Origin of the sequence: Pokkaliibacter sp. MBI-7 (genome assembly GCF_029846635.1) — a bacterium.
Lineage (GTDB): Bacteria > Pseudomonadota > Gammaproteobacteria > Pseudomonadales > Balneatricaceae > Pokkaliibacter.
In genome coordinates this window covers 2,259,213-2,285,205 of sequence record NZ_JARVTG010000001.1, presented here as the reverse complement: position 1 = coordinate 2,285,205, position 25,993 = coordinate 2,259,213, and the positions used below count along the sequence as shown (strand labels likewise).

The 25,993-nt window shown below is 59.0% G+C and carries 18 protein-coding genes; 10 read left to right on the top strand and 8 right to left on the bottom strand.

The genetic code is table 11. The annotated features are described in order from the left end of the window. Positions 1–30: 30 nt before the first annotated feature. The 8 genes from QCD60_RS10230 to QCD60_RS10195 form a co-directional block, all read right to left on the bottom strand. Positions 31–1,182, bottom strand: coding sequence for a hypothetical protein (locus tag QCD60_RS10230; protein WP_279784882.1), 1,152 nt, complete (start codon positions 1,180–1,182; stop codon positions 31–33). Next, positions 1,172–5,218 carry a LysM peptidoglycan-binding domain-containing protein gene (locus tag QCD60_RS10225; RefSeq protein WP_279784880.1) on the bottom strand — a complete coding sequence of 1,349 codons (4,047 nt, stop codon included), beginning with the start codon at positions 5,216–5,218 and terminating at the stop codon, positions 1,172–1,174. The genes QCD60_RS10230 and QCD60_RS10225 overlap by 11 nt, the downstream gene beginning before the upstream one ends. A 2-nt stretch (positions 5,219–5,220) precedes the next feature. Then, the gene (locus QCD60_RS10220; protein ID WP_279784878.1) at positions 5,221–5,835 is read right to left on the bottom strand and encodes a DUF4123 domain-containing protein; all 615 of its coding nucleotides are present in this window, start codon (positions 5,833–5,835) and stop codon (positions 5,221–5,223) included. A 14-nt stretch (positions 5,836–5,849) separates the two neighbouring features. Continuing rightward, positions 5,850–6,293 carry a PAAR domain-containing protein gene (locus QCD60_RS10215; protein ID WP_279784875.1) on the bottom strand — a complete coding sequence of 148 codons (444 nt, stop codon included), beginning with the start codon at positions 6,291–6,293 and terminating at the stop codon, positions 5,850–5,852. After that, positions 6,286–7,254 carry a hypothetical protein gene (locus QCD60_RS10210; protein WP_279784873.1) on the bottom strand — a complete coding sequence of 323 codons (969 nt, stop codon included), beginning with the start codon at positions 7,252–7,254 and terminating at the stop codon, positions 6,286–6,288. The genes QCD60_RS10215 and QCD60_RS10210 overlap by 8 nt, the downstream gene beginning before the upstream one ends. Further along, positions 7,251–8,384 (bottom strand): hypothetical protein, encoded by a 1,134-nt coding sequence (locus QCD60_RS10205; RefSeq protein WP_279784871.1) that lies wholly within the window; start codon positions 8,382–8,384, stop codon positions 7,251–7,253. The genes QCD60_RS10210 and QCD60_RS10205 overlap by 4 nt, the downstream gene beginning before the upstream one ends. Then, positions 8,384–10,225, bottom strand: coding sequence for a type VI secretion system tip protein TssI/VgrG (gene tssI / locus QCD60_RS10200; protein WP_279784869.1), 1,842 nt, complete (start codon positions 10,223–10,225; stop codon positions 8,384–8,386). The genes QCD60_RS10205 and tssI overlap by 1 nt, the downstream gene beginning before the upstream one ends. A gap of 128 nt (positions 10,226–10,353) precedes the next feature. Beyond that, positions 10,354–12,558, bottom strand: coding sequence for a serine/threonine-protein kinase (locus QCD60_RS10195; RefSeq protein WP_279784867.1), 2,205 nt, complete (start codon positions 12,556–12,558; stop codon positions 10,354–10,356). A 179-nt stretch (positions 12,559–12,737) separates the two neighbouring features. Between QCD60_RS10195 and tagH the strand changes: the two genes are divergently transcribed. The 10 genes from tagH to tssC all read left to right on the top strand — a co-directional run bounded on the left by tagH (position 12,738) and on the right by tssC (position 25,972). Further along, positions 12,738–14,426, top strand: coding sequence for a type VI secretion system-associated FHA domain protein TagH (tagH, locus tag QCD60_RS10190; protein ID WP_279784865.1), 1,689 nt, complete (start codon positions 12,738–12,740; stop codon positions 14,424–14,426). Positions 14,427–14,459: 33 nt separating this feature from the next. Then, the gene (gene tssJ / locus QCD60_RS10185) at positions 14,460–14,927 is read left to right on the top strand and encodes a type VI secretion system lipoprotein TssJ (protein WP_279784863.1); all 468 of its coding nucleotides are present in this window, start codon (positions 14,460–14,462) and stop codon (positions 14,925–14,927) included. Between the two features lie 52 nt (positions 14,928–14,979). Beyond that, the gene (gene tssK, locus QCD60_RS10180) at positions 14,980–16,311 is read left to right on the top strand and encodes a type VI secretion system baseplate subunit TssK (protein WP_279784861.1); all 1,332 of its coding nucleotides are present in this window, start codon (positions 14,980–14,982) and stop codon (positions 16,309–16,311) included. A 36-nt stretch (positions 16,312–16,347) separates the two neighbouring features. Further along, positions 16,348–17,661 carry a type IVB secretion system protein IcmH/DotU gene (gene icmH / locus QCD60_RS10175; protein ID WP_279784859.1) on the top strand — a complete coding sequence of 438 codons (1,314 nt, stop codon included), beginning with the start codon at positions 16,348–16,350 and terminating at the stop codon, positions 17,659–17,661. 32 nt (positions 17,662–17,693) lie between these two features. Continuing rightward, complete coding sequence (gene tssM, locus QCD60_RS10170) at positions 17,694–21,281, top strand: type VI secretion system membrane subunit TssM (protein WP_279784858.1); 3,588 nt, start codon at positions 17,694–17,696, stop codon at positions 21,279–21,281. Further along, positions 21,263–21,949: a type VI secretion system-associated protein TagF gene (gene tagF, locus QCD60_RS10165; RefSeq protein WP_279784855.1), complete on the top strand. Its 687-nt coding sequence runs from the start codon at positions 21,263–21,265 to the stop codon at positions 21,947–21,949. Before tssM ends, tagF begins: the two co-directional genes overlap by 19 nt. Continuing rightward, positions 21,943–22,770, top strand: a complete 828-nt coding sequence (locus tag QCD60_RS10160; RefSeq protein ID WP_279784853.1) for a protein phosphatase 2C domain-containing protein — start codon at positions 21,943–21,945, stop codon at positions 22,768–22,770. The genes tagF and QCD60_RS10160 overlap by 7 nt, the downstream gene beginning before the upstream one ends. Before the next feature lie 17 nt (positions 22,771–22,787). Next, complete coding sequence (gene tssA, locus QCD60_RS10155; RefSeq protein ID WP_279784851.1) at positions 22,788–23,897, top strand: type VI secretion system protein TssA; 1,110 nt, start codon at positions 22,788–22,790, stop codon at positions 23,895–23,897. Positions 23,898–23,969: 72 nt separating this feature from the next. Next, a complete protein-coding gene (gene tssB, locus QCD60_RS10150) occupies positions 23,970–24,479 on the top strand; it encodes a type VI secretion system contractile sheath small subunit (protein ID WP_279784849.1) in 510 nt (169 codons plus the stop codon). Then, positions 24,476–25,972, top strand: a complete 1,497-nt coding sequence (tssC, locus tag QCD60_RS10145; RefSeq protein ID WP_279784847.1) for a type VI secretion system contractile sheath large subunit — start codon at positions 24,476–24,478, stop codon at positions 25,970–25,972. The genes tssB and tssC overlap by 4 nt, the downstream gene beginning before the upstream one ends. Positions 25,973–25,993 lie beyond the last annotated feature (21 nt).

Sequence of the window (25,993 nt, the reverse complement as noted above, 5' to 3'; positions counted from 1 at the left end):
ACAAAACTCCGCCAGAATAGACGCGCTGAATCATTCAAAACTCCAGCCCGCCGGGAAATAATTCACGTCTTTTTCGGTTTTAAGTTTGTACCCGGCTTCATTGGCCCATTTGACAATCTGCTTGTACCGCTCAATGGCTTGAGCGCGAAGTTCTTTTATTACTTCTGGTGTGAAGATGTCGGGGTAATCTATTTCAAATCCTTCATAGATGGGGGCGGGTGAATACCTTGTCATTTCTTTGGAGAACTCATATAAGTACGCATTTTTGTAATCTCTAATATCTTTATAGTATCCATAAAAATGACTCCCTAAATTCCCTCCCCCTAGCTCTTCCGCCATTTTCCATAGTTTGACGGATTTTTCAATTTCAGAAGGATGAGTGTAGTAGTTATATACTCTCGCTAATTCCATCATGGCTTGGGTATTACCGTCCTTAACGAAGGGTGTTAACAAACTTATGGCTTTGGCTCTTAGATCTTTATCGCCGTCCTTTATTTTATTTCTATTCCGTGAAAACCATTCCCGCATGGCCTGATAGCTGCCCGCGCGAGCGGCCTTTTCAAAATTCTCCATTTGGGTACGGGCGGAGAGGAAGGGCACATAGCTTTTCCAGCTATTGCGCCCCGCCAAGGCGACAAAGAACATCGCTTGAGTATTACCTTGCTCCGCCAGCTGTTTCCATGCGGCTCTGGCTTTGTCATGCCACTCATCCAGATCGTCATCACAGGTGCCCCAGCTTTTGCACTGCACTTTGCTGCCCAGACTCCAGAGGGCATAGGGGTTGTTTTGCCGGGCGGCCATATCGATATATTTTTTGGCCAGCGCGGGGCTGCCTAAGTCTTGCGGGGTGACCAGATAGTAGGCGACGCCCAGCATATACTGCAGCTGAGCATCACCGGCATCGGCGGCGGCTTTGCCGAGGCGAATCACCCGGTCAAACTCTTCGCGGGCAAAGGCATCAATGGCCAGCTCTCGGTCTGGGTAGCCGGAGAGGTTAACGGTTTTGGGCTGCATTCCCGGGCCCGCCATAATAGCCTGTATTTCTTCTCGCGTGAGTCTGCCCGCTGCCGATACGGAGGTAACAAAAAAGAGGCATAAAAAAAAGGTGCTTAGCAGAGCCATGCCTAGCTGGTCAGTATTAAAGCCTCTTTTGTAAAGCGGTAATAAATGATTACATTCCATAAATTGAGTCCTTTTTGATTTCCAGCTCCCGTGGATCTGCTTCTGTGGCATCCTCAGGTAATCCAAGCAGGGCTAGGCGCTGGGCAATAGGTAAAGTGATTTTATTCATTGCGCTGTAGACCAGCCGGTAGGCATATACATAGGGTACTAATTGCCCGGTATTATAGTCGTAATCGTAGCCGGTATATTCATTAGAATTTTCCTCCCGATATTTAAAGTAGCGGTAGTCGTTTTTAAAATGATTGCTAAATCGAATTCGGTGCTGAAGAAGCTGATCTATTCTGTCTTTTCCGGTATCAGCATTAGGTATAATGATAGGCTTTTCATAATCTTCATCTCTGGGGCTTTTGCCTGCATTCAGCCGGGCAATAATCGCAGGTGCCATATCGTCATCGAGGTCTTTTAGCGATTTAAAATAGTCATAAACCCGCATCCAGTTATCGCCAAAGGCCTGATAGTGCCAGAACTGGTCATCGGTTAAGGCGCCTTCCTCGTTGCAGCGCGACAGGGTTTCCAGAAACTGCCGTTCCCCCGCCAGCGGTGATTCGTTGGTCACCCACCCCAGCATTTCCATAATGGCAGCACGCTGGTAGATATTGTCCAGATTGGCTTTATCGTCGTAACCGAAGTCTTCCAATACGGACCCCAGTACCTCCCCGGCAGACGGTGTGGCCTTGTGCAGCAGCACGTGGATAATACGGCCCTTGACCTCGGGCAGCAGGTTATCAAACCAGTCTTCCCGGTTACCGCCATCACCACGACGGCCCAGAATATAGCGGGCGATACGCGGTGCCTGATCGGCCACCAGCCGCTGTCTGACCACGGTGATCAGGGCATCAAACGGCAGCAGAAAGGCCTCGGTGACGCGCAGGCCGGTAATCAGCGAGACGATCAGCAGGTTGCTCATCACGCTGAAGGCGCTGTCACTGTCGGCATCGGTGCTGCCCTGACTGCTGGCGTTGCCGATGGCGGCGCTGCCCATCTGAATGGCGGTAATACGGCGAAAATCACTGCGCGCCAGCAGGCTCAGGAACAGCCGGACAAAGCGCAGAATGCTGCTGATGTCCACTTCAAAGCTGAATTTGCCGGTGCCTCCGGCCACCCACACAAAGCGTGCGGACAGCAAAATCACAAAGCGGCCTTTGTAGCAGGTGATGACGAACTCCCCGGCGATGCCCGCACCCAGAGCCAGTTTGGCCTCCGCACTGATGCCCGCTAGGGTCAGCCACTCCTCTTTCTGTGTTGTGCCGGGTGGGGCAGGCGGTGCCCACAGCAGTTTGGCACTGAGGCTGCCGCCGACATCGAGCCCGCCAAACAGATTGATCTTGACCTCTGCCAGCCCCTTTTTGGCGGCGTCCTGGCCCAGTGCGCCCTGAGGGGAGGCGCTTTTATCGCTGCTGAGGTCCGCGCTCTTACTGTTGTCATGGGTTCTCTGGGTGACGACATCGCCTGCCTGCTGCTGGCGTACGCGCATGGGGGTGTTTTGTGAGGCCAGTCGCCAGCCCGGCTGTATCTGGCTGGCGGTCACCGGATTATTGCCGCTCATACCGATATGGCCGACGTTATCCCGGTCAACATGCACCTGGCTGGAGAGCGCCAGGCTGGCCCCGGCATACCCGCCGAGGGTCGCCTCAAAGGCGATCTTGAGCTTGCCCATGGGGTAGACCCTGACGGCGGCCTCCTTCTGGCGTTTACCCTGTGCATCCCACTGGTAGACCTCGTAGCTGATGCTGACCTGCTGGTTGTCCTCGGTAGCGGGGAACATCGCCTTCCAGGTCACCTGCGCCTTGAGGGGCTCCCATTTGCATTCGGCGCTAAAGCGGTAGGTGCCGGGCGACTGGGCGCTCTCGGTATTCTGCACCTCGGGCAGCACGGCGGCCTCGTAGAGCTGCTTGCCGAGGCTTTCCCATTTCATTTCCGTCTGCGGGTAACGCATAAACTGGGCATCCAGCGTGCAACTGTAGTAGTTGCCATCAATCAGCGTGAGGTACTCGGCTGAGGCCACCTTGGCGCAGATGTACTGATCAAACAGGGCGTTGTAGGGGATATGAACGGTCGACTGCGCCCCGGCCTGCTCCTGAACGTGAGCGAGGGTGTGCTTCAGATCAATACGCCACGTTTTGGGCAGCCGGTGGATAGCGTCCTCATCGGTCGTCGCAGGGGCTTTGCGGCCCTGGTTGTCATAGGCGCAGAGGAGCAGCATCTGGCCCTGGCACACGGTTTGTGGTGCGGCGGGGGTGCTGTTGTTGCTCTGGTCAGCGGTGAGCAGGGTCGTCAGCCAGCTGTTGCGTACAAAGTGCATTTTGGCACCGGTACTGACGCGATAGCCCTCCACCACCACGGCATACTCGCTGTTGAAGCGAAAGGCGCCGGTACGGGGGTTGACGTTTTTCACCTCACGCGCCTGCCATTCGCTTTGCGCCCAGAGCAGTTGCACCCGGCCATTGGTATCGTGGGCGGCGGCGGCATCCTTGGTATTACGAAAGCAGCGGGCATCCAGCTGGCCGTTGAGCACCCGCTGTTGAGCAATCTGCTGTAAGTCATCCAGTCGTTGCCTGAGCAGATACTTGAGGATGAGTGCCGGGCGCAGATAGTCGCTGGGGGCGGCGATACCGATGGTCTGCTGGAAGCGACTGCTTTGTGTTTTCAGCAGTGCATCCACACTGCCGAGCAGGCGCTGGCAGTGGTAGTAGCCAAAGGTCAAAACCGGTTGCAGGGCGCCTTTTTCCATCCGCCCGGCGGCCTCTTCTATGCTGGTCGAGGTGGCATTCCGTGAGGCAGGGTCACTCACATCATGGATATTGGCTTTATCCAGCAGGTCATACAGCGGCATGATCTCAAGGGCCGCCGTGCCGCCATCGAGGGCAGTCCAGGCGCCAGACAGGCATTCAGGCATCCAGAACAGTTCGCTTTCGTTGAGTACCTGCTCCGGAATCACCACTCCCAGCATATTGAGCTGATAGGCCGCCTCGGCCAGCTGAACCCAGCCGTTGCACATCTGCTGGTCGACTTTGAGCTGGCGAAACCCGTGAAACAGCGCATCGCTGAATGCCCGGTAGGCGTCATTGCGATAGGTTTCCCCTTTCTGGCGCCATAGCGCCACGTATTCCCGGGCATTGCGGCTCAGGCTGCCGTCGGTCTCCTGATTATCGAGGACGCGGTAGATGCGCTGGCGCTGGCTGTCGATGGTGCCCAGCAGCTCGTAGCGCTTTGGGTCTTCCACCGGAACGATTTTGTTTTGGAACTTGACCAGCCCGTACTGTTTACCGTTCTGCAGGGCGATCTTTTCAAAGTGGTTGAGGGTGTTTTGCAGTTGCCTGGCGTAATGTTGCCAGTACTGTTCGCGGGTATAACGCAGGGCAGCATCGGGCAGATGCTGGGTATCCTGATACTTTTTCTCCAGCGCTTTGGGCAGTTCCCGCTGATATTGCTGGTTGTTGCAGGTGTCCTGGACCAGTAACAGCGCTATTTCGACGTCGATATAGGCTTGCCGGGTCTTTTCATCGGGCATCAGGAATGCCAGATGGAACGGCTTGAAGGCTTCCAGCAAGCCCAGTTTTTCCATCTCTTTCAGTGCCTGCTCGCGATTCGCTTCAGTCGGTGCTGCACGGTAGTCTTTAATGGCATCGTCGAGCAGTTTCTCTTCCTTGGCAAAGGCATCAACCGCGGCCTGAGTGAGGGCATACCACGCCGATTTTACCTTGCCTTTTGCGCCCGGCACCCCCGGGAAGTAGACAACGTCTACATAGTCACCGTTGATGTCGCACACGGTTTTTTTAGGATCAAGGGGAATGGGGGCGGGCAGCGGAGTACTGCCCGGTGCCGGGAGTGTCAGGCGTTTGGGCACTTTAAGCTTGCGGTCGGTGTAGATCAGGTTGATGTCACGCACCGTATCGGTGTTCAGCTCCGCCAGCTCCGCGGTAGAAATGCCCAGTGTTTTGGCCAGTTCTGACAGGGTATCCCGTGCCTGAATAACGTAAAAATCACTATCATCGTCACCGGCCTCAAAACGCATGTCACCCATATCACGTAGCATCCTCAGGCCCCCTCATCCAGTTGATCCAGCACCCGGATTTCATCAGCACTCAGCCGGTACCAGCCTTGCGAGTGCTGCACCTGGCCGGGCTGATGGGCGACCCAGCTCCACTGCCATTCACCCTCATCGTGATAATTGAAACTGCGCCACGCCCACATTTCGGCCGGGCCGAGCAGGGCATGAATGCGCTCATCCGCCAGCGCTGCAAACCAGGTGTCGAGTATCCACGGGGAATAAAAGCGCATCAGGTTGAGGCGGTTGCCGTCCTCCACAAAGACCAGACTGCGCAGATGGCTGAGCAGGGTGTCGAAGTCGCCGCGATGGCTGATGAGCAGGGCACTGGTGCCCCAGGCGGGATCGCTGCTGAGCAGATCAAGCACCGGGCTGCCGGCGTAGGTGCGCAGCAGGAAGGGGCCGACCGGCTCAAAGCGCTCAGCGGCAGTGTCTTCGTAGAGGCTGGCCCACTGCAGCTCCGTTTCTTTCATTGCGGCGATATGCCGCCACTGCGGCAGGCGGGCGCTATCTATCACCAGTGCCAGCGGTAGCGAATTGTCGGGGTGCAGGTGATGCTCAGGATGGCCAAAGGCAAAGCCTGAGCGTATCAGGGGCTGAGTCATGGGTGACGTCCTTGTCAGTGTCCGTTTTTGCGACAGGGGCAGACCGGATCATTGCAGATCTGGGTCTGGCCGTTGCGCTGGCAGTATTGTATGCGCGACAGGTCACGACGGGCCATTTCGACGATCTTGCTTTCCTCGGGAGGGGTACCGCCGCTGCTGCTATAGCTCTTGTCACCAATAAATACGGTGGCATTACCCTGCACGATGACACCGCCATGCTCGGTAGAGTCACCCATGCGTGCGGCTGGTTTACCATTGATAAATACGGTAGACGAACCTTCATTGATGGTATCGGGTGGGGCATTGCAAATCAGATTGTCTCCGACCCTCGCAGCAGGTAAGCCACCGATAAAAACATTGCCAGAGCCGCTGATAATAGGACCACCCACGTGAGGAGTCTTACCACGCTTGGCTGGGCAGGTATGGTTGTGAGAAATCGTTGCGGCGGGCTTACCCATGGTGAACTCCTGAATGATCGGTCGTGTTGGATCGCGGAACAGCGGCCGTGTGTGAGCGCCACAGCAGCGTGCTGGTCAGACGGCCGAGGGTATCGAGTTGTAATGCGACGCGGGCAGGCATTACCCCCGGCCGCCCGGGACGCTGCCATTGCTGCTGAATGATCAGTGCTCTGGCCAGCCCACCCAGGGTGCCCAGCTCCCCGTAATGAGCGAAGGGACAGGCGGTGTCGAGGCTGGGCGACAGGTACGGTCTCAGCGCGTGGTAGTAAGGTGCCCAGCCCGTCAGTGTGGGAGACGACACGATCTGGCTGATGCTCTGCGCAGCCCAGGGTTCGCTGGCCAGTCGTGCGGCCAGCGCTTGATCGCTGTTGCCGCTGGCCTGTGAGGCCAGGTGGCTGTCGTAACCCTGCCAGCAGCACACCATGCCGTGCTGCGCGGGCGTGACTTTCAGCAGCGCGACGCCTTCGCAGTAGTGCCGGGTGGGCGCACGGCAGATGTCATCCTCGGTCGGTCGGGGGCTGGCCAGTGCGACGATCCATGTGGTTTTGCCCTGTTGCAGTGCCTGCTGCAGACGCCGCTGGCACAGGGCCCAGGCGCAGGTTCCCCAGGGGTACAGGTGAACGGCATAGTCTTGTAACGCTTCCAGCCCCAGTCGTTGCAGTGCTTCGAGATCAGCGAGACGGTCGTTGTAAGGCGTGGCTGAGTCGGGCAGCAGCACCAGTACGAGATCATCCCGCTGGAAGTGCTGCCGTGTTTCCCCCATCAGTTGTATGCCTAACCGATGCAGGCGCAGGGGGTCACTGAGGGCAGCGGGTAACAGCGGGGCAAAGTAATAGGGCCGCTGTGGCTGCGGCGGCAGAATCAGGTCCATCTCATGGCCCTGTTGCATCGCCTGAAAGGAGGGCAGGCTACCGCAGCGAAAGATCAGGGGCTGCACCCTCATGGCTGGGATCGTCATCACGATAAACCGCCCCAGAGATGGCAGGGGTGATGATACTGGTGGCCATCGTGCTGCTGGTTCCAGTAGTGGGCCAGCGCCATACGATGGCCTTGCAGGCCGTGCTGCCAGAGGGGTTGCATGGCGGCCTCATCTGTCACGGGCGCACCGGCCAGTTGTAGCCAGTCATCGTCAGGTTGTTCACTGGCCCACTGGCGTAATTTGTCCGAGGCTTGTTCTCGGTCGCTGAATAGCTGCTCGTCATTTTCTTCCACACACAGACTGAGCACCGAAGCCGGTAGGGACTCTGGGGTGTGCATCAACCACAGTGCAGAGCATCCATGTCTGAGCTGCTGGGGAGTATCTGCATCCAGTAAGTGCTGCGCCAGTAGCGGAAGAACACGTCCAGCGTAGAGCTGAGTGCCATAGTGATCGGCGGTGATATTCCATGAGTGGGTCAGGAGCGTGGTTTTTGACACAGAGGGCGTTGTGAAATGGGCGAGTGTAGCAGAGTCCAATGCCCTGCTTCCCTGTAGCCATTCCCGCTGTGCAGAAGACAATGCCTGCAAGCGGCTTGGGTCGGTTAATAGTTCATCAAGAAGAACCAGCGCCTTGTCATAGCCATGTTGCTGTAGCGCTTTCTCGCGCCAGCTCATGTCTCTCAGCCACGGCAGCATCAACATATTCTGCAGCCAGCGGTAACAGAACATCAGCGAGTGGTGCTGCCAGGGTAACGGCGGGAGGGCAAACGCACACTGGAGATGAGCCAGCACCCGGTCAAGCCGGGGGACTTCCCGCTCTCTGACCTCCAGATCCTCAAACAGCGCCTCGGCGGGCTGATCATGCAGTGTCAGCCACAACTGGGTGAGGTACACCTGCTGATCGGCGCGCCATAACGGTTCCTGCTCGGCCAGTTCGGCGATAAAAAAGCGTGCCAGCGGCTGCCCCAGCAGGCGCAGTTCTGCGGGCCAGTCAGCGGGCAGCGCCAGAGTGCGCAGGGGCTTCAGGGTGTCCTCCAGCTGGCCGAGGATATCGCTGTCCAGCGTATGCAGCCGCGAAACCGGCGTCAGCGGCTGGCAGGCCAGGGCATCGCGCTGCTGTAAGGTACGCTGCAGCCGCTCAAGATCAAACGCCGAAGGGAGAAGCCGACTCATCAGTTCAGATTGATCTTGCCTGCCACTTTCTCAATCTTGCTGGCTTTTTCCGTGATGTTTTTACCCTTCAGCGTAATGGTGCCATTGCTCTCCATCACCAGCGTCGAGGCGCCCACCTCCAGCTCAATCCGGCTGCCTGCCTTGAGTTTGAACACCTTCCCCACGTCCAGCACATCGTTGTTCTTGATGGTGGTCTGGCGGTCCATGCCGATGTCGGTCAGCTGGTTGTTTTTGATCAGCGCCTGCTGGTCCTTTTCGGCCTGGGTGTAGAACAGCTCCTGGCCTTTGAGGTCTTCAAACACCAGCGCGTTGTAGTTGTCTTTGCCACCGCCCTTGCTGCTGCGGCTGATGAAACCGCTCTGGGTTTTGCTCTCCGGCAGCGCCGTGGGGTAGGGGTTAGTGCCGTTGTACAGACTGCCGACAATGACCGGCTGATCAGGGTCGCCACTTAAATACTGGACGATGACCTCATCGCCAATACGGGGGAAGAAGAAGGCGCCACGGCCGTTACCGGCCCAGGCCTGCGCCACCCGGATCCAGCAGGAGCTGCGCTGCTCCAGATCCCAGTGGAAGCACACATGCACCCGGCCGTATTTATCAATATGCACTTCCTCACTGCCGTCGCTGTTGGCTTCGGCGACCACCCGTGCGGTCTGTGAACCAAAGATGCGCGGCAGGTAGGGCAGCAGGTAGTTGTTGCGGTCACCGCCCTCGCGCGCGGCGATGTCATCACGGGCCAGACGGGGGCGGAACACCGCATCGGCGGGCAGCACACTGATCTCATTCTTGTAGTTATCACCTTCCTGCGCCTGCTCACCCTGGTTATCCGCCGAGGACGCTTCCACCTTAATCCGGGTGACAACGTAGCTTTTCCCCTCTTCGCGCTTGTCTTCATGGCGCTTGAAGCTGAACAGGCCGCCGGGGCGGAAGGAGCGGCAGTTACTCTTGCCCTCACCGCACAGCTGATCATGCTGCAAGGCGTCCAGCTGGGTCTGGGCGGTGGCCTGGGTGCGGTTGATATTTTCCGCTTCGGCGATGTACTCGAAGCTTTCTGTGGTGCCCTGCTGCTCGGCCTGGCCGGGGTTCTCCACCAGTGCTTTGGCCAGTGCTGTCGGGGTGAGGAAGTTATAGCCCTGCTGGCGCACCTTGCCCGTAGCAATCTGCTCGATGCCGCTCCAGACATACAGATGAGACTCGGCCAGATCCCCGGTGAAGTAGGCCACCTGCTGCTCAAGGCACGGGGTGTAGACCGTACTGTCATCGGCCAGCACCAGCGTGTGATCACCGGCGCTGTGCTCGAAATAGAAAAATACCCCCTCGTGCTGCAGCAGACGGCAGACGAAGTTCCAGTCGGTCTCGTCAAACTGCACCTTGTACTCGAAGGTGGGGAAGCTGCCGCTGGTACGGTCTTCGAACTTGACGCTGTGCTCACTGAGAATCTGGGTAACGATGTCCAGCGGGGTGCGCTGCTGGAAGATGCGGTTCTGCCGGCGCTGGGTGAGGAAATACGCCTGCGGCTGCAAGGTCAGCTCGTAGTCACGGTGGACTTCATCCAGCGCTTCAGCCGGGGTACGGCTGCCCTTGGAGGCAATACGGGTGACCACGGCGTTATACAGCTGTTGACCGACTTCGCCGTGGTCATCGTGAATGGGAATGGTCAGGGTCACCGCCTTGCCCAGCAGCTCATGGGGGTCAACCTGCTGGCTGTTGGTGTGCACGAAGGCCGTCATGTGCGACAGCTGCGACAAACCTTCGTGGATCGTCGCTTTGTCCAGAATCAGGGCATCCTGCCCCAGCGGGGTGGTAATGAAGATATTCTTGCTGGATTGAACCGCACGCATAACCACTTTCCTGAATAAAAAAGGCCGGTACACCAAAGGGCAACACAAGGGGGTGGGGTGCCCGGCCGTCGAACACGGGAGAGGCGCCCTGCGTCAGTCGCAGGGCGCCAGAATGAGCGTCAATAGTGCTATTTGGCTTGCAGACCTTTCTCGATCAGATCAGCCTCGGCCATGGCTTTTTGTGCTTCCCGCAGCTGGTCGCTGCTGATCAGCTGTTTGGCCAGATCGCGATAAGCCTGTGCCAGCTGGTGAGTGAGGGTGGCCAGTGGCTCAAAGTCGGAGGGCAGGCCCCTGCCGTATTCGGCCAGTGCATTTTCAGCGGCAGTCAGGGCCTCCGGGTCGGTGGCAGCACTGATCTGGCTGGCCAGCGCCGCGGTTTTTTCCTGATTGACGATGGCGGCAGCAGCATGGGGGAAGGGCAGCTTCTGGCCCTGCTTGCGGGCGGCCTTGTAGGCATCCAGTGTCTGTTGTGCCTGTTGCACCTCGTCCACCTGTTCCACACTCTGTTCGGCCACGGGCATGCCGGCAAAGAAGGTTTCACCGATTTTGCGCAGCCGGTTGAGCTGCTCTTCGTCGGCGCTTTTGCTCAGCGCATCCTGCAGGATCTGCTGAAAGGTGCTGCTGGCTTTTTCTGAAGGCAGCGGCTGGTAGTCATGGTTCAGGTGCCGCAGGCCGGCGAGCTGGCTGAGCAGGTTGTCGAAGTCGGCTTTGCTCTGGTATTTGCCCTGCTCCAGCATGGCGTTGAGCTGCTCATCCAGTGCCTGGGTGCTGCCGCGCCAGCTTTGTTGCAGGGTATCCAGCAGGGTGTGCAGGCGGGCCGAGTCCGGGAAGACTTTCAGCCCTTCCTCCACCGTGCGGGTGACGCTGTAATAATCGGGATAGCCGGACTGCTGCTGTTGCAGCTGGCTTTCCACCTCGCCTTCAAAGTAGTCCAGTACGCGGGCACGCTGTTGCTGCACAATGCCGGTCACCAGCGCCTGTTGATCAGCAGGGGCCTGTGCCAGGGCATCGAGCAGGGCAGTGGGTGTAGCGCCCTGCAGGTAGTCATAGCGGTGGCTGTCGGCCAGCCGGGTATCGAGCTGCTGCAGACGCTGCTGATAGCCCTGATAGTGCTGATAGCCTATGCCTGCTGCAGCCAGCAACACCAGCAGGGCGGCGCCCCAGCCTGCCAGCCGGGGCCAGGCAGCGGGCTGCTCCATCAGGTTGAGCAGGGCCTGCAGTTGTGCCGGGCGTTTACGTTCTTCGAAGGCCAGCCCCTGTTTCAGCTGAGCCCAGCGCTTGCTGCTCAGCGCAGCGGGAGCCTCTGCCCTGAGTTTTTGTTGTTGTGCTTTATCGGCAGGCTGACGCTGGAAGGGGTGCTTGCTGGTCAGCAGCTCGTAAGCGATGCAGCAGAAGGAATAAATGTCATCGCGGTGCGTCGGCTTGTTACCCGCCAGTAGTTGTGGGCTGGCATAGGCCGGGGTATAGCCCTGCACGGGTTCGGTGGTATCGGCATCTGGGGCGGCGTAGATGTCCTTGTGCAGCGGGTCAGAGCCCGCCACACCGAAATCCAGCACCTTGATGTGGCCATCCCGGGTCAGCATGACGTTGCTGGGTTTGAGGTCGGCATGCACCACGCCCTGTGAGGAGGCGTAATCGAGGGCCGCCGCCATCTGCCGCAGAATCTGCATGGCGCCGTCGTAGTTGAGGCCGCGGGGGCGGGAGCGTTTGATCACCAGGTCAAGGGTTTCACCGTCGAGCCATTCCATCACCAGAAAGGTGCAGGCCGTGTCGCGATTTTCCAGCGCTTCATGGCCGAAGCTGAAGACGCGGATGATGTTGGGGTGTGACAGTTGCTGAGACTTACGTGCCTCGGCAATCAGCAGATGTTTGGCCTGGGGATGATCCTGCAGGTGGGCCTGCAGTAATTTGACCGCGACGTGATTGTCTTTGATGCCGTTCTGTTCCAGCAGCAGGTCACGGGCGCGGTAAATGTCGCACATGCCACCGCGGCCAATCTGGTCTTCCAGCAGGTAGCGCTGCTGCAGGACCGTGCCCTTGAGCTGATTGCGGCCTTCAGTTTGTGGGGAAGGGACATCCAGCACCTGGGTTGCATCGCAGAATACCGCGGTCAGGTCGCTGTTATCACTGCTGGTCGGCGGGGTGCTGGCTGCCGTGCTGGTGGTGCTCTGCTGCGGCTGGGTATGGTAGTCGTTCTGGCTACCGGCAAGCAGCGTATCCGTATCCCTGGTATCCGTGTTCACCCTGTCCATGTCTTCCCCCGCATCCTGGCTGAAGTCAATTGCCTGAGAAATGTATCCATTCGGCGGGCGGTACGTTACATAAAACTCCATGTGTAAATCAAGGATAAGTTTTGTAACTTTATTTGTCCAAAGGTGTTGACTTGTCAGTATCGACTCCGTAGTTTTGTCGCCCAGATTGTTGGTGGCCCTGGCTGCGGTTCTTCAGGTGTGAAGAGGTGTGGACGGGTCACCCATATGTATTTGGTAACCCTATGGATAGGTCTGGACATATGGATATGGAGCTTGAACTGTCGGTCATCAGTTATCATCGCCTGTCTCCCGGTCAGGAGTCGGTCCGGGTGTTTGATCACCGTGGTGGCACTCTTGGGCGCTCAGAGCAGTGCGACTGGTGTCTGCCGGACCCTGAGCGGGTGCTGTCGGGTACCCATGCGCGGGTCGAGATGGATGCTGAAGGGTTTGTCGTCACTGACCTGTCCACCAACGGCCTGTTTATCAACCGCCGGGTAGAAGCACTGGGCAAGGGCAATCGTCACCGTCTGAACAGCAATGATGTGTTGTGTCTGGGTGACTATGAAATTCGCGCCCAGTTGCGCCCACGTTCAGCTCCCGCCACGCCACCGCTCCAGCAGCCCCAGCCTTTAATGCAGACCGCCGAGATGAGTGCTGCCAGTGTTGCTGCTCAGTCTGTGCCCAGCCCTGAGGCAAGCGTATCTCAGCCTGTGGCAGCTGCCGCACCGGTACCTGCTCATTCCATGCAGCGCAGCATGAGCCAGCTGGGCCTCAATGATCATTTTCCTCTCCCTCAGGGCACAATCCCTGCCGCGTCACAACGTATTGAGCCCGTCGTGACTATTCCGGAAGACTGGGATCAGGAGTGGCTGGGTGGCCCGCATGAGCCGCTGGAGCCCAATGCGGAAGTCTCTTCACGTTTTGATGCTTTCCTGACGGATGCCCCGGTGGCTGAGCCTGTTGCGGCCCAGTCTGAAGAGGCGCCCCAGCCAGTGGCGACAGGTGCACATTCTGTTGCCGCTGTTCAGGCTGCTGCGGCGCCATCTCAGGTCATCACGACGGCTGACAGTGCCATGCTGGCACAGACGCAGTTAACCGAAGTGCAGGTTGTTACTCAGACTGCCATGACCTCTGCCATCGCACCTTCGTCATCACCCGCTGTTGTCGTGCCGCCTGTGGCACCGGCTTATGCCGCACCGGTGCCGGTGGCTGTGCCATCCCCGCAGCAGAACGCATTGCGTATGCCAGAGCCGGCGCACGCTGCTCCCACAGTGCTGACCGAGCCCGCTGTGATGGAAGCCGAACCCCAGTCTTTACCTACACCCACCAGCCCGGCCGTGGCCGCGATGGAAGGCAATGAACAGCAGGCACTGCGTGCCTATCTGCGGGGGTTGGGTATTCATCCCGACATGGCGCCAGCGAATCATGATCCTGAGTGGTGGCTGCGTCTGGGCGAGGCCAGCCGCCAGCTGCTGGAAGGGCTGATTGTGGCCCTGCGCGAGCGCTCACGTTTCAAGAGCGAATTCCGTGTTAATCACACCCAGTTTCGTACCACTGAGAACAACCCGCTGAAATTCTCCGCCGGTGTCGAAGACGCCGTGCACAACCTGTTTAACCGGCGCAGTAATTCCTTTATGCCAGCCGACAAGGCTATTGCCGATGCTTTTGCCGACATCGCCAGTCATGAGCAGGCGCTGTTGCGCGGAGTGGAAGGAGCGGTCGCCGGTCTGCTGCGGCAGATGGACCCACAGCAGATCAGTCAGCGACAGTTCCGCGAGGGCATGCTCGACAAGCTCAATCCGGCTCGCCGTCAGGCCAGCTACTGGCAGCTGTACGCCGAGCTGCACCAGACCCTGAGCGATGATGTACGCAGCCAGCAGCAGTGTTATCTCGATGATTTTATTCAGGCGTATGAAGCGGCCGACCATTCTCTGCGTGGCACGCACTAAACCCGCCGCCCGCACCCGGACAGGAGCAGACAGATGAGCACAACGGTACGTTTATTCTGCATGGCATGGCTGGCCGCCGTGGCACTGCTGTCCGGCTGCAGCACGGTTAACAGCGTGGTGCCACCGTCCACCGATCTGGATTTCAAGGTGTCCAAACAGGTCAACCCCGATCCGAGCGGCCGGGCGTCACCGCTGGTCGTGCGTATCTATGAGCTGAGCTCGCGCAGTGTGTTCGACTCACAGGATTTTTTTGCACTGTATGACAATCCTGATCAGGTGCTGAGCCAGGACATGCTGAGCAAGGATGAGCTGGTGCTGGAACCCGGCAGCAAGAAAACCGTCACCCTGCGGCTGGATCGCAAAACCCGCTACATCGCGGTGATGGCGGCGTTTCGCGATATTGAGAATGCCCGCTGGCGGGATGTCGTGGTGGCGGACCCGGAAGGCTATGACGATTTCGACGTCAATATCGAAAAGCTGTCGATCACGCTACGTGACTAGCTGTGTAGCGTAACAACGGTCAGGGACAGACAGGGTAAGGCAGGGATAGCAGATGAGTCAGTACAGTCGGGTGGTTTGGAGCGAAGGCATGTTTCTTCGCCCCCAGCATTTCCAGCAGCAGGAACGCTTCTGGGCAGATCAGCAGGGTGCGCTGCACAGTCTGGTAGAGGCCTATGGCTGGGGTGTACTGACGCTGGATATCGATGATGGCATGCTCAATCTGGGCAAGCTGGCGGTGCGTGATGCCGTGCTGGTGCTGCCCGATTTCACCGTGGCCAAAATGCCTGCCAAAGAGCCGCTGCCTGCACCTTTGCAGGTACCTGCCGGCACCCGTGATGAGGTGGTGTATCTGGCCCTGGCGGTGGACAAGGCTAAGGGGCTGAACATCGGCAGTGGTCAGGCTGCGGAGGGGGTGACCCGCTATCGCTGGCACGATGAGGATGTGGTCGACAACAGTGTGGGTCAGGATGCCAACGATACCCTGCAGGTGGCCAAGCTGGCACTGAGTCTGAAGTTTGCCAGTGATGATCTGACCGGCTATGTCACCATGCCGCTGTGTCGCATCCGCGAAATGGGTGAAGAAGGGACGGTGCGTCTCGACAAACGTTATATCCCACCCAGCCTTTGTGTACATCGCAACGAAATTCTGGCCGGCATGCTGACCGAAGTAGTGGGGATGCTTAAGCAGCGTGCCGATGTGCTGGCCAGCCGGCTGAGTCAGGCACAGGCGGCGGTCAGTTCGCTGTCAGACTTCCTCTTTCTGCAGCTGCTCAATCGTTATGAAGCGGTGCTGCTGCATCTGAAAGGTATTGGTCAGCTCCATCCCGAGCGGCTGTATGCCGAGCTGGTGGCGCTGGTCGGTGAGCTGGCGACCTTCGTGCAGGATGATAAGCGCCCGCCACAGTTGCCCTCCTACCGCCATGATCAGCTGACCGAAGTGTTCGGTACCCTGCTGGTGGTACTCAATCAGTCACTGAGTACGGTGCTGGAGCAGACAGCCACCAAGCTGAACATGACCATGAGCAAGTTCGGTATCCGTGTGGCTGAGCTGCACGACAAGAAGATGCTGCGCGATGCCCAGTTCGTGCTGGCGGTGCGTGCCGATATGGCGGTGGAAGAGTTGCGCAAGCACATGCCGGCGCAGATCAAGATTGGCCCGGTGGAGCTGATTCGTACGCTGGTCAACAACCAGATTCCGGGGGTGGCCATTGCGCCGCTGCCCGTGGCACCGCGCGAGGTGCCTTACCATGCGGGCTATCACTACTTCCAGCTGGAGAAGAACAGCGAGTACTGGGAACGCCTGTCCAGCAGTGGCGGTATTGCCATTCACCTGTCGGGTGAGTATCCCGCACTGGATATGGAACTCTGGGCCATTGCTGGCTGAGACGCGTAACACACGGACGTGTAGTGGAGAACAAGGATGACTGACGCAACCATCATTAAGCCCCGTCCCGGTGGACGACTGGCCGCAGAGGAACGCTCTGCCGCCCGCCGTGCCGATCAGACGGCACCGCATATGCTGGAAGACCGCACTGTTATCCACAAGCCGGCAGCCAGCGCCCGGGTGCAGCGCCTGCCCACCCTGGATGCCAACCCTCTGGTGGATTACGCCGGGCCGATGCTGTCACTGGTCAGTTATCTGCGCCGGGTAACAAGCCATGCTGATGTTGAGTCGCTGCGGCTGCGCTGTATCGACATGGTGCGCGAATATGAATCGGCCCTGCGTCAGCAGGACACCACGGCCGAGCAACGGGAAGCGGCGCGTTACTGCATGTGCTCCTTTATTGACGAGGTGGTGCTCAACACCCTGTGGGGCGAGCAGTCCAGCTGGTCGCTCAACAGCCTGCTGTCGACCTTTCACAGCGAAACCTGGGGGGGCGAGCATTTCTATGCCCTGCTGGATGCCGCGCTCAAGCGCCCGGCTGACCATGAGCAGATGCTGGAGCTGCAGTATCTGTGTCTGAGCCTGGGCTTCATGGGCAAGCTGCGGGTCGAGCAGCAGGGCAGCGAGAAGCTCGAACGCTATCGCGAGCAGGCCTATCAGGCGCTGCGCAGTCAGCGTGGCGAACGTGACAAGGCACTGGCACCGGGCTGGAAAGGTGCCGTACAGATTCGCGAGATGAACCTGCGCGATGGTATGCCGCTGTGGGTGATCTACGCCCTGGTCGCCGTCTCCCTGCTCGGCACCTACATGACCTTCAACTACCTGCTCAATCAGGATTCGCGCCAGCTCTACAGTCAGTTGTCGTCACTGGTCTCTGCACCGGCGCCGGCCCCGGTCGAGGAGGCGCCTCCCGAACGCAATGAGGTGGACCGCCTGAGAGAGCTGCTGAAGACCGAGATCGACAAGGGGCTGGTGGAAATTACCGCGATGCCGGATCGTACCCGGATCACCATGGGCACCGAGGCGCTGTTCCCCTCGGGCAGTGCCGAGCTGAAGGAGGCATTGTGGCCGGTCTTAAGCAAGATCGGCACCGTACTGGAAGGGACGGAAGGGCGCATCATGATTACCGGTCATACCGACAATCAGCCGATTGCCACCAGTAAATACCCGTCCAACTGGCATCTGTCGCTGGCGCGTGCCACTGCCGTGTCTGACTACCTGACAGAGCATGCCAGACTGAAGGGGCGGCTATGGCCGGAAGGCCGTGGCGATGCTGAGCCGCGCTTTGGTACCACAACGCCCGAGGAATGGGCGAAAAACCGACGGGTCGAAATCGACCTGCTGTACTGACCCGTTGCATTGAAAGTAAAGGAATTACTGTCATGACGTTCCGACAAGCTGGCCACATGCTTTGGAATTTTCTCACTTCACGGGTGTTTCTCAGTGCCGTGGGTGTGTTCTGTCTGGCTCTGCTGATCTGGTTCGGCGGCCCGCTGCTGGCCATTGCTGGTGCGGAGCCGCTGGCCAGTGTGATGAACCGGGTGGTGCTGATTTCCGCCATCGTCTTTGTCTGGGCGGTGTGCAGCTGGGTCGGCTATCACTATCGCAGCAAGCGTGAGCAGGAAGCGGTGAACAAACTGGTGGGCGAGAAGAAAACCCAGCAGGGCGAAGGCGAGGATGAGGATGCCATTCAGGATGAGAACACCCGGCTGGAAATCGACACCCTGCACGAGCGTATCAGCCGTGCCATGGACATTCTCAAGCGTACCCAGCTGAGCAAAGGGCGCAGCATCTATCAGTTGCCCTGGTACATCATGGTCGGGCCGCCCGGCTCCGGAAAAACCACCGCTCTGCATCAGTCCGGGCTTGAGTTCCCGCTAAAGCGGGAAATGGGGATCGATGCCCTGCAGGGCGTCGGCGGCACCCGCTATTGCGACTGGTGGTTTACTAACAAGGCGGTACTGATTGATACCGCTGGCCGCTACACCACGCAGGACAGCCATTCCGAACACGATGCCCGCTCCTGGCTGGGTTTCCTCGGTCTGCTTAAAAAATTCCGCCCCCGCCGTCCTATCAACGGTGTGATCATTGCCATGAGTATGGCTGACCTGATCAGCAAAACCCGTACCGAGCGCAACCTGCATGCCCGTGCGATCAAGCACCGTATTCAGGAGCTGAAGAATCAGCTTGGTATGAATTTCCCGGTCTATGTGCTGCTGACTAAATCCGATCTGGTCGCCGGTTTCAGCGAGTTTTTCGCTGAGCTGACCCCGGAGGAGCGGGAGCAGGTCTGGGGCATCACTTTCGATCCGCAGGCGGCCGACAACGAGAAGGGCGTAGTCGGCGAGTTCAACAAGGAGTTCCATGCCTTGCTGGTACGTCTCAATGAGATGGTGCCTGAGCGCCTGCGGGTCGAACGCAGTATGGAAAAACGTGCCGCTATTTATGAGTTTCCACGGCAGATGCGTCTGCTGCAGGCGGCCGCCGATGACTTCCTCAAGGAAGTGTTTACCCCGAATGCCTTTGAGGAAGCACCGCTGCTGCGTGGGGTGTATATCGCCAGTGCCACGCAGGAAGGCAAACCCATTGAGCGTGTGCATTCGCAATTGGCCAGCGGACTGGGTCTGCAGGATGTGCCCAGCGAGAACCACGGCTATCACGAAGGCCGCAGTTTCTTCATTCGCCAGCTGCTGGAGAGTGTGGTGTTCCCCGAGCAGAATCTGGCCTCCACCAACCAGCACCATGACCGGCAGAGCTCCTGGCTGATGCGTGGCACCCTGGCCGCTTCCGTGCTGCTGCTGGCCGGCGGAGGCTATGTGTGGTGGAACAGCTATCAGTGGAATCTGGGCCTGATCCGCAGTGCCGAAGCGGCGGTGCAGGATTATCAGAGCCAGCATGAAGACCCGCAGCAGGACATCAGCCTGACACTGCCAGCACTCAGCCGTTCACTGGATGCGCTGGTACAACTGCCTGCCGGTGCCACCGGCGCCGAGCTGCAGCGCGAAGGTATCCGTGGTTTTGGTCTGTATCAGGGCGATCAGCTGCACGGGCCGGCTACCGCCGCCTATCAGCGTGCCCTTCAGTATCAGTTTGTTCCGCACTTAAGCAGGGTACTGGTCAGTGAAATGCAGGCCGTGCAGGGGCAGACAGAAAATCTGGAGTACCTCTACGAAACCCTCAAGACCTATCTGATGCTGTATCAGCCGGAGCACCGCGACAACGGCCAGATTCAGGACTGGTATCAGGCCTATCTGCAGCGTTACCTCAAAGGCGAGCAGAACGACGGCATCCGTGCCTCCCTGCAGGCCCATCTGGACCGCATGCTGGCGATGAATATCCCGATTGCCGGCATCGACAACGCTGCCGTGGAGCAGGCCCGCAAGGAACTGACTTCCATGACGCTGGCCGAACGCGCCTATCAGCGCCTGCGCAAGGAGCTGCTGCACAGCCGCATTCCGGACTTCCGCCTGACCGATGTGCTTGGCAGCCAGAGTCTCAGCATTTTCGAGCGTGCCGACGGCAAGCCACTGCAGGAGGGGATTCCCGGTCTCTACACCTACAACGGCTTCCACGGCCTGTTTCAGGTTGAGAGCAAGCGCGTGCTTAAGCGCCTGACCGATGACGCCTGGGTCTACGGCGATGATGCCAGTGAGCTGGGCACCCTGGATGGCGATGTGATCGCCGAGCAGGTGCGGCAGAAGTACTACCGTGATTACAGCTTCCAGTGGCAGAGCCTGCTGGCCGAAATTCGCCTGAAAAAGTTCGACACCATCACCGAAGGCGCGCGTATCGCCCGTGTGCTGAGCGGCAGTGAGCAGCCGTTGCAGTCGATCATCCGTGGCGTGCAGCGCAATGTGGCGCTGACCCGGGTAAATACCGACAACGTGGTCAATAAGCAGGTGGGTGAAGTAGCGGAAAAGGTCATGGAAACACGCACCAATCGTCTGACCCGTTATCTGCCTGATTCCCCGATTGATCAGATCAGCATGCTGCCCGGCAAGGAAGTAGAGCAGCAGTTCGGCAATATCGTCGGTTTCGATGAAACCCAGATGAGTTCGCTGGAGGCCGAGCTGCAACGGCTGTACAGCTACCTCGACAATCTGGCCAGTGCCGATGGCAGTGACAAGTCCGCCTTCATGTCACAGGTGGATGGCAAGGCTACGCAGGAACTGAACCGCACCTTCCGTGATATTCAGCGCGAACTGCCGCTGGAGCTGGGCACCCTGCTGGGGCCGCTCAATACCCAGTCGCAGGAGCTGGCGAAAGAAGGTGCCAAGAGCCATCTCAACGATGTGTGGAAGTCCAAGGTCTATGGCGAGTTCCGCCGTGCCCTGCAGGGACGCTATCCGCTGGCCGTGAAGGCGGATCAGGAAGTGACACTGAAGGATTTTGGCCGCTTCTTTGGCTATGGCGGCACCCTTGACCGCTACTTTGAGGAGTACATTGCGCCGGTGGTAGATACCTCGGCCAGCACCTGGCAGTTCGATAAAGACATCGGCGTGTCGGAAGCGAGTCTGAAGATGTTCCAGAACGCCCGGCAGATTCGCGATGCCTTCTTTGAACCGGGCAGTCAGATTCCTAAGGTCGATTTTGCCCTGAAGCCCAAGACCCTGGATGAGGATGTCATCAGCTTCCTGCTGGAAATCGATGGCCAGAGTCTGGTCTACCGTCATGGCCCGACCCGTCTGAGTAACTTCTCCTGGCCGGGCGATGGCAGCAAACCGGGGGTACGTCTGGTGTTCACCGAGCCGGATTCCGGCAAGACCATTACCAACGATTACCCCGGTGCCTGGGGCTGGTATCGCCTGCTGGACCGACTGGCCAGCCTGCGCAAGGCCACCATCAAGGACAAACAGCTGGATATCAACGTCAAGGGCTACAAGGCCAGTCTCGAACTGGTACCGAGCAGTGTGTACAACCCATTTTGGAGTGCGGAGTTGAGGGGGTTCGAATGTCCGGCGACGCTGTAAAGGGATATGGCTACTTCGGCAAGGTGCCGGTGCGCGGTGACTTCGTCTCCGATCGTCTGAGCCGCAATTTTATCGAGGGATTCAACGAGTGGCTGCAGGCGGTACTGGCTGTCAGTCAGGAACAGCTGCTGGATGACTGGCTGGAAGCCTATCTGACCGCGCCGGTCTGGCACTTTGCCCTGTCGCGCGGGGTGGTCGGTGAGCATGCCATGGCGGGCAGCCTGATGCCCAGCGTCGATCAGGTCGGGCGCCGTTTCCCGTTCCTGCTGGCCTGTGAAACCGCGTTGTCACCGGTGCGGTTGTGGGCCAACCGTGACTGGAGTGAGGCGACCGGCGGCCATCTGCTGCAGATTCTGGAAGACGGCCAGGAGCTGAGTGACTGGGTCAGCGCGCTGGCGCAGTTACCGCTGCCGAGCGGCGCGGAGCCGCGCCCGCTGCAGCCCCGTGGTGAGGCCGGCAAACGCCAGCTGGCGTGGCAAAGTGCCAGTGACAGCCGCTGCGAAGACCTGTTGCACCCGCTGCTGCGGCAGCAGTTTCCGCGTTACTGCCTGTGGTGGACCAGCGGTTCCGAGCGGGTACCCGGTTCGCTGCTGGTCAGCTCCGGTCTGCCGCAGGTCAGCCAGTTTGCCGCCATGCTCGATGGTCAGTTCGAGGTGTGGGGATGGTAGGCGTCAATATGGTCATGGGGGCGCATCCCAACGACATGCAGCTGGTCAGTTTTGCCCAGAGTCATAAGGGCAAGATCCGCGATCATAACGAAGATGCTTATCTGGAGCTGGCCGAGTGCGGCGTCTGGGTCGTGGCAGACGGTATGGGCGGTCATGCCGCCGGTGATGTGGCCAGTCAGATGGTGGTGGACACCCTGGAAATGGAGCTGGCTCATCTGCCCCGTCATCAGATCAGCGTCGAGCAGCTGGTGGCTGCTATCCGCCGGGCTAATCGCAATGTACAGCACTACGCCAGCACGCAGATGCAAGGCAAGACCGTTGGTTCCACCGTGGTGGCGCTGCTGGTACGTAACGAGGAATACCACCTGTGCTGGGTGGGTGACAGCCGCGCTTATTTACTGCGTGACGGTCAGCTGCAGCAGTGCACCCGAGATCACAGCCAGGTACAGGACATGGTCGAACAGGGGCTGATCAGCCGCGATGATGCCGAGTTTCATCCGCTGGCGAATGTGGTCACCCGCGCTATCGGTGGCCAGGAAGAGGTAGACGTGGATGTGGTCAGCGGGCAGCTGCAGGCCGGTGATCTGTTCCTGCTGTGCAGTGATGGCCTGAGCAAGGAGCTGAGTTTTCACCAGCTGAGCCAGATTCTGAATACCCCCAGTGTGGTGGATGCCTGTATGGCTCTGACGCATTCGGCGCTGGTGCATGGTGGCCGCGACAATATTACCAGTGTGCTGGTGCGGGCCTGTCAGGGGCACAGCCACGGCGAACCCGATGACCCGACCCTGCCGCTGGTGCAGGGGCACTGGGTGCGGACCTGAAGGGAACGGGAATAATCATGAGTATGTTGGACTTTGACGCCATTCTGGCACCCATCAGCAGCGAGATGCCGCAGGGGCAGGACCCGCGTCAGGATGTGTCGCCGACGTCGGCTTATTACCAGCTGAAAGACGTGCGTAATCAGGCTCGTGCGGCGGAGCGCAACGCCCTGATCGAGGATGAGCCGCTGCAGTCCTGCGTGGCGTTGTGGCGCCCCATCGTCGAGCGGGTGCCTGAGGTACTGACCAGCGAAGGTAAGGATCTTGAGCTGGTGGCCTGGCTGATTGAAGCGCTGGCGCGCTATCAGGGTTTTGCCGGTCTGGCCGAGGGCTTCACCCTGGCGCAGCGGCTGATCGAAACCCACTGGGATGGCCTCTACCCATTCCCCGATGAGGACGGTCAGGAAACCCGCGTGGCGCCGCTGATTGGCCTCAATGGTTACGATAACGAAGGTGCCCTGCTGATGCCGATCAGCACCATTATGCTCACCGCGGGCAGCAGCAGTGGTCCTTTTGCCCTGTGGGAATATCAGCAGGCTCAGGAGCTGGAGCGTCTCGACGATGCCAAGAAAGCACAGCGCCTGAAGGCCGGTGCGGTGGAAATGAGCGCCATTACCACCGCTGCACGGGAAACGACCACCGAACAGTTTCAGCAGGTGCATGATCAGCTGCTGGCGGCCATGACGGCTTACCAGCAACTGGTGGCCTGCATGGATCAGGCCGTCGGAGCGCCGGTGCCCAGCTCACGCATCAGCAAGCGGCTGGAGGAGTGCCTGGACTGCGTACGCCATCTGGCGGGAGATCGCATCAAGGTGCCCAAGCCCGCCGTGGAGGAACTCGCTGACATCGGCCTGAACAGCGACGGGGCTGAACCACTGCCCGGCGCGGCTGTTTCCGCACCCACTGGCGTGCTGCAACTGCAACAGCGGGAGCAGGCGATTCAGACACTGGTGCAGGTGTCGGAGTTTTTCCGCAAAACCGAACCGCACTCGCCCATGTCCTATGCCATCGATCAGGTGGTGCGCTGGAGTGAGCTGAGTCTGCCGGAACTGCTGCAGGAATTAATTGCCGATCAGGATGCACGCAAGGGCTTTTTCCGCCTGACCGGTATCCCCTCAGATAACCCCTGACGTCCATGACCGTGGCCGGCAGGGGTTGGCAGAGCGCGGTGAATGGATAATTAAGTGATAGGAGATCAAACAGTGAGTGTACACAGCAAGCTGGCCCGGGTAAGAAAGCCGCGCGTGCATATTACCTATGACCTGGAAACCGAAGGTCTGTCGGTGCGTAAGGAACTGGCCTTTGTGGTGGGTGTCATGGGTGATTTTGCCGGTGACAACACCGAGTCGATGAAGCCACTGAAAGACCGCCGCTTCATTCATATCGACCACGACAACTTCGATTCGGTGCTGCGTCGCATGAGCCCGCGCCTGCGTCTGCGGGTGGACAACAAGCTGGGTGGTGATGACGAGCAGTTCCACGTCAATCTGGAGTTCAAATCGATGGCGGACTTTGAGCCTGCTGCCGTAGTCCGTCAGGTTGAGCCACTGCGCAAGCTGATGGAAACCCGCAACAAGCTGCGTGACCTGATGACCAAGGTCGACCGTTCCGAAGATCTGGAAAACATTCTGGAAAACGTTCTCAACAACACGGATGAACTGGGCCGTCTGGCTGACCAGTTAAACATTAAGCAGGGAGAGCCACTGGCATGAGCGCCAAACAACAGCACGCCGCCGTTGACGCCGCGTTGAGCGAAAGCAGCATTGGCATTCTGGAACAGGCCATCAAGGCCACCAAGCAGACCGAAGCTTCCCGGGCCGAAGAGCTGATCCGCACGCTGACCGAAGAAGCCCTGAAAGGGACGCTGACCTGGAGCCGTAACCTGTCAGTGACCTTCAACGAAGCCATTGCCCGTATCGATCAGCTGATCTCCGAACAGCTGTCGGAAATCATGCACCACGATAAGTTCCAGAAGCTGGAAGGCAGCTGGCGTGGTCTGAGCTATCTGGTCAATAACAGCGATACCAGCCACACCCTGAAGATCCGCATGCTCAGCCTGAGCAAGAAAGAACTGCACCGTGATCTGACCAAGGCGGTGGATTTTGACCAGAGCAATATCTTTAAGAAAGTCTACGAAGCCGAGTTTGGGACACCCGGTGGTGAGCCCTACGGCGCGCTGATCGGTGACTATGAATTTACCAACCACCCGGAAGACATCGAGACGCTGGGGCTGATCTCCAATGTCGCGGCAGCGGGCTTCTCACCCTTTATTTCGGCCGCCTCGCCAGCGCTGTTTGGCTTTGATGACTGGCGTGAGCTGTCCAAGCCACGCGATCTGGAAAAAATCTTTGAGTCGTTCGAGTACACCAAATGGCGCGGTTTCCGCGAAAGTGATGACAGCCGCTTTGTCACACTGACCATGCCGCGTGTGCTGGCACGTCTGCCCTACGGTCAGCAGACCCGTGCGGTGGAAGAGTTCCGTTATGAGGAATTCCCGCTGGATGACCGCACCCAGTACGCTTTGACGGCAGATCATGAGCACTACTGCTGGATGAACGCCGCCTATGTGATGGGCACCCGTCTGACCGAGGCCTTCTCCAAGTACGGTTTCTGTACCGCCATTCGCGGTGCCGAGGGCGGTGGCCGGGTCGATAACCTGCCTTCCCACATCTTCATCAGTGATGACGGCGACCCCGATCTGAAATGCCCGACTGAAATCGGTATCACCGACCGTCGCGAGGCCGAACTGGGCAAGATGGGCTTCCTGCCTCTGTGCCATTACAAGAACACCGATTATGCCGTGTTCTTCGGTGGCCAGACCTGCCAGAAGCCAGCCAAATTCGACAACCCGGATGCGACTGCCAACGCGGCCATCTCTGCTCGTTTGCCGTACATGATGGCCACCTCGCGCTTTGCTCATTACCTGAAGGTCATGGCCCGCGACAAGATTGGAAGCTACATGGAAGCCTCCGACGTGGAAGCCTGGCTGAACCGCTGGATTCTCAGCTACGTCAACGCGTCCGAAGGCGGTGGCCAGGAAATCCGTGCCAAGTACCCACTGGCGGATGCCAAGGTCAAGGTCAAGGAAATCCCCGGCCAGCCTGGTGCCTACAATGCCATCGCCTGGCTGCGCCCGTGGTTGCAGATGGAAGAGCTGACCACCTCGCTGAGGCTGGTGGCGAAGATCCCTGAAATCGGCAACTGATCGGGGTAGAGCGCCCTCTGT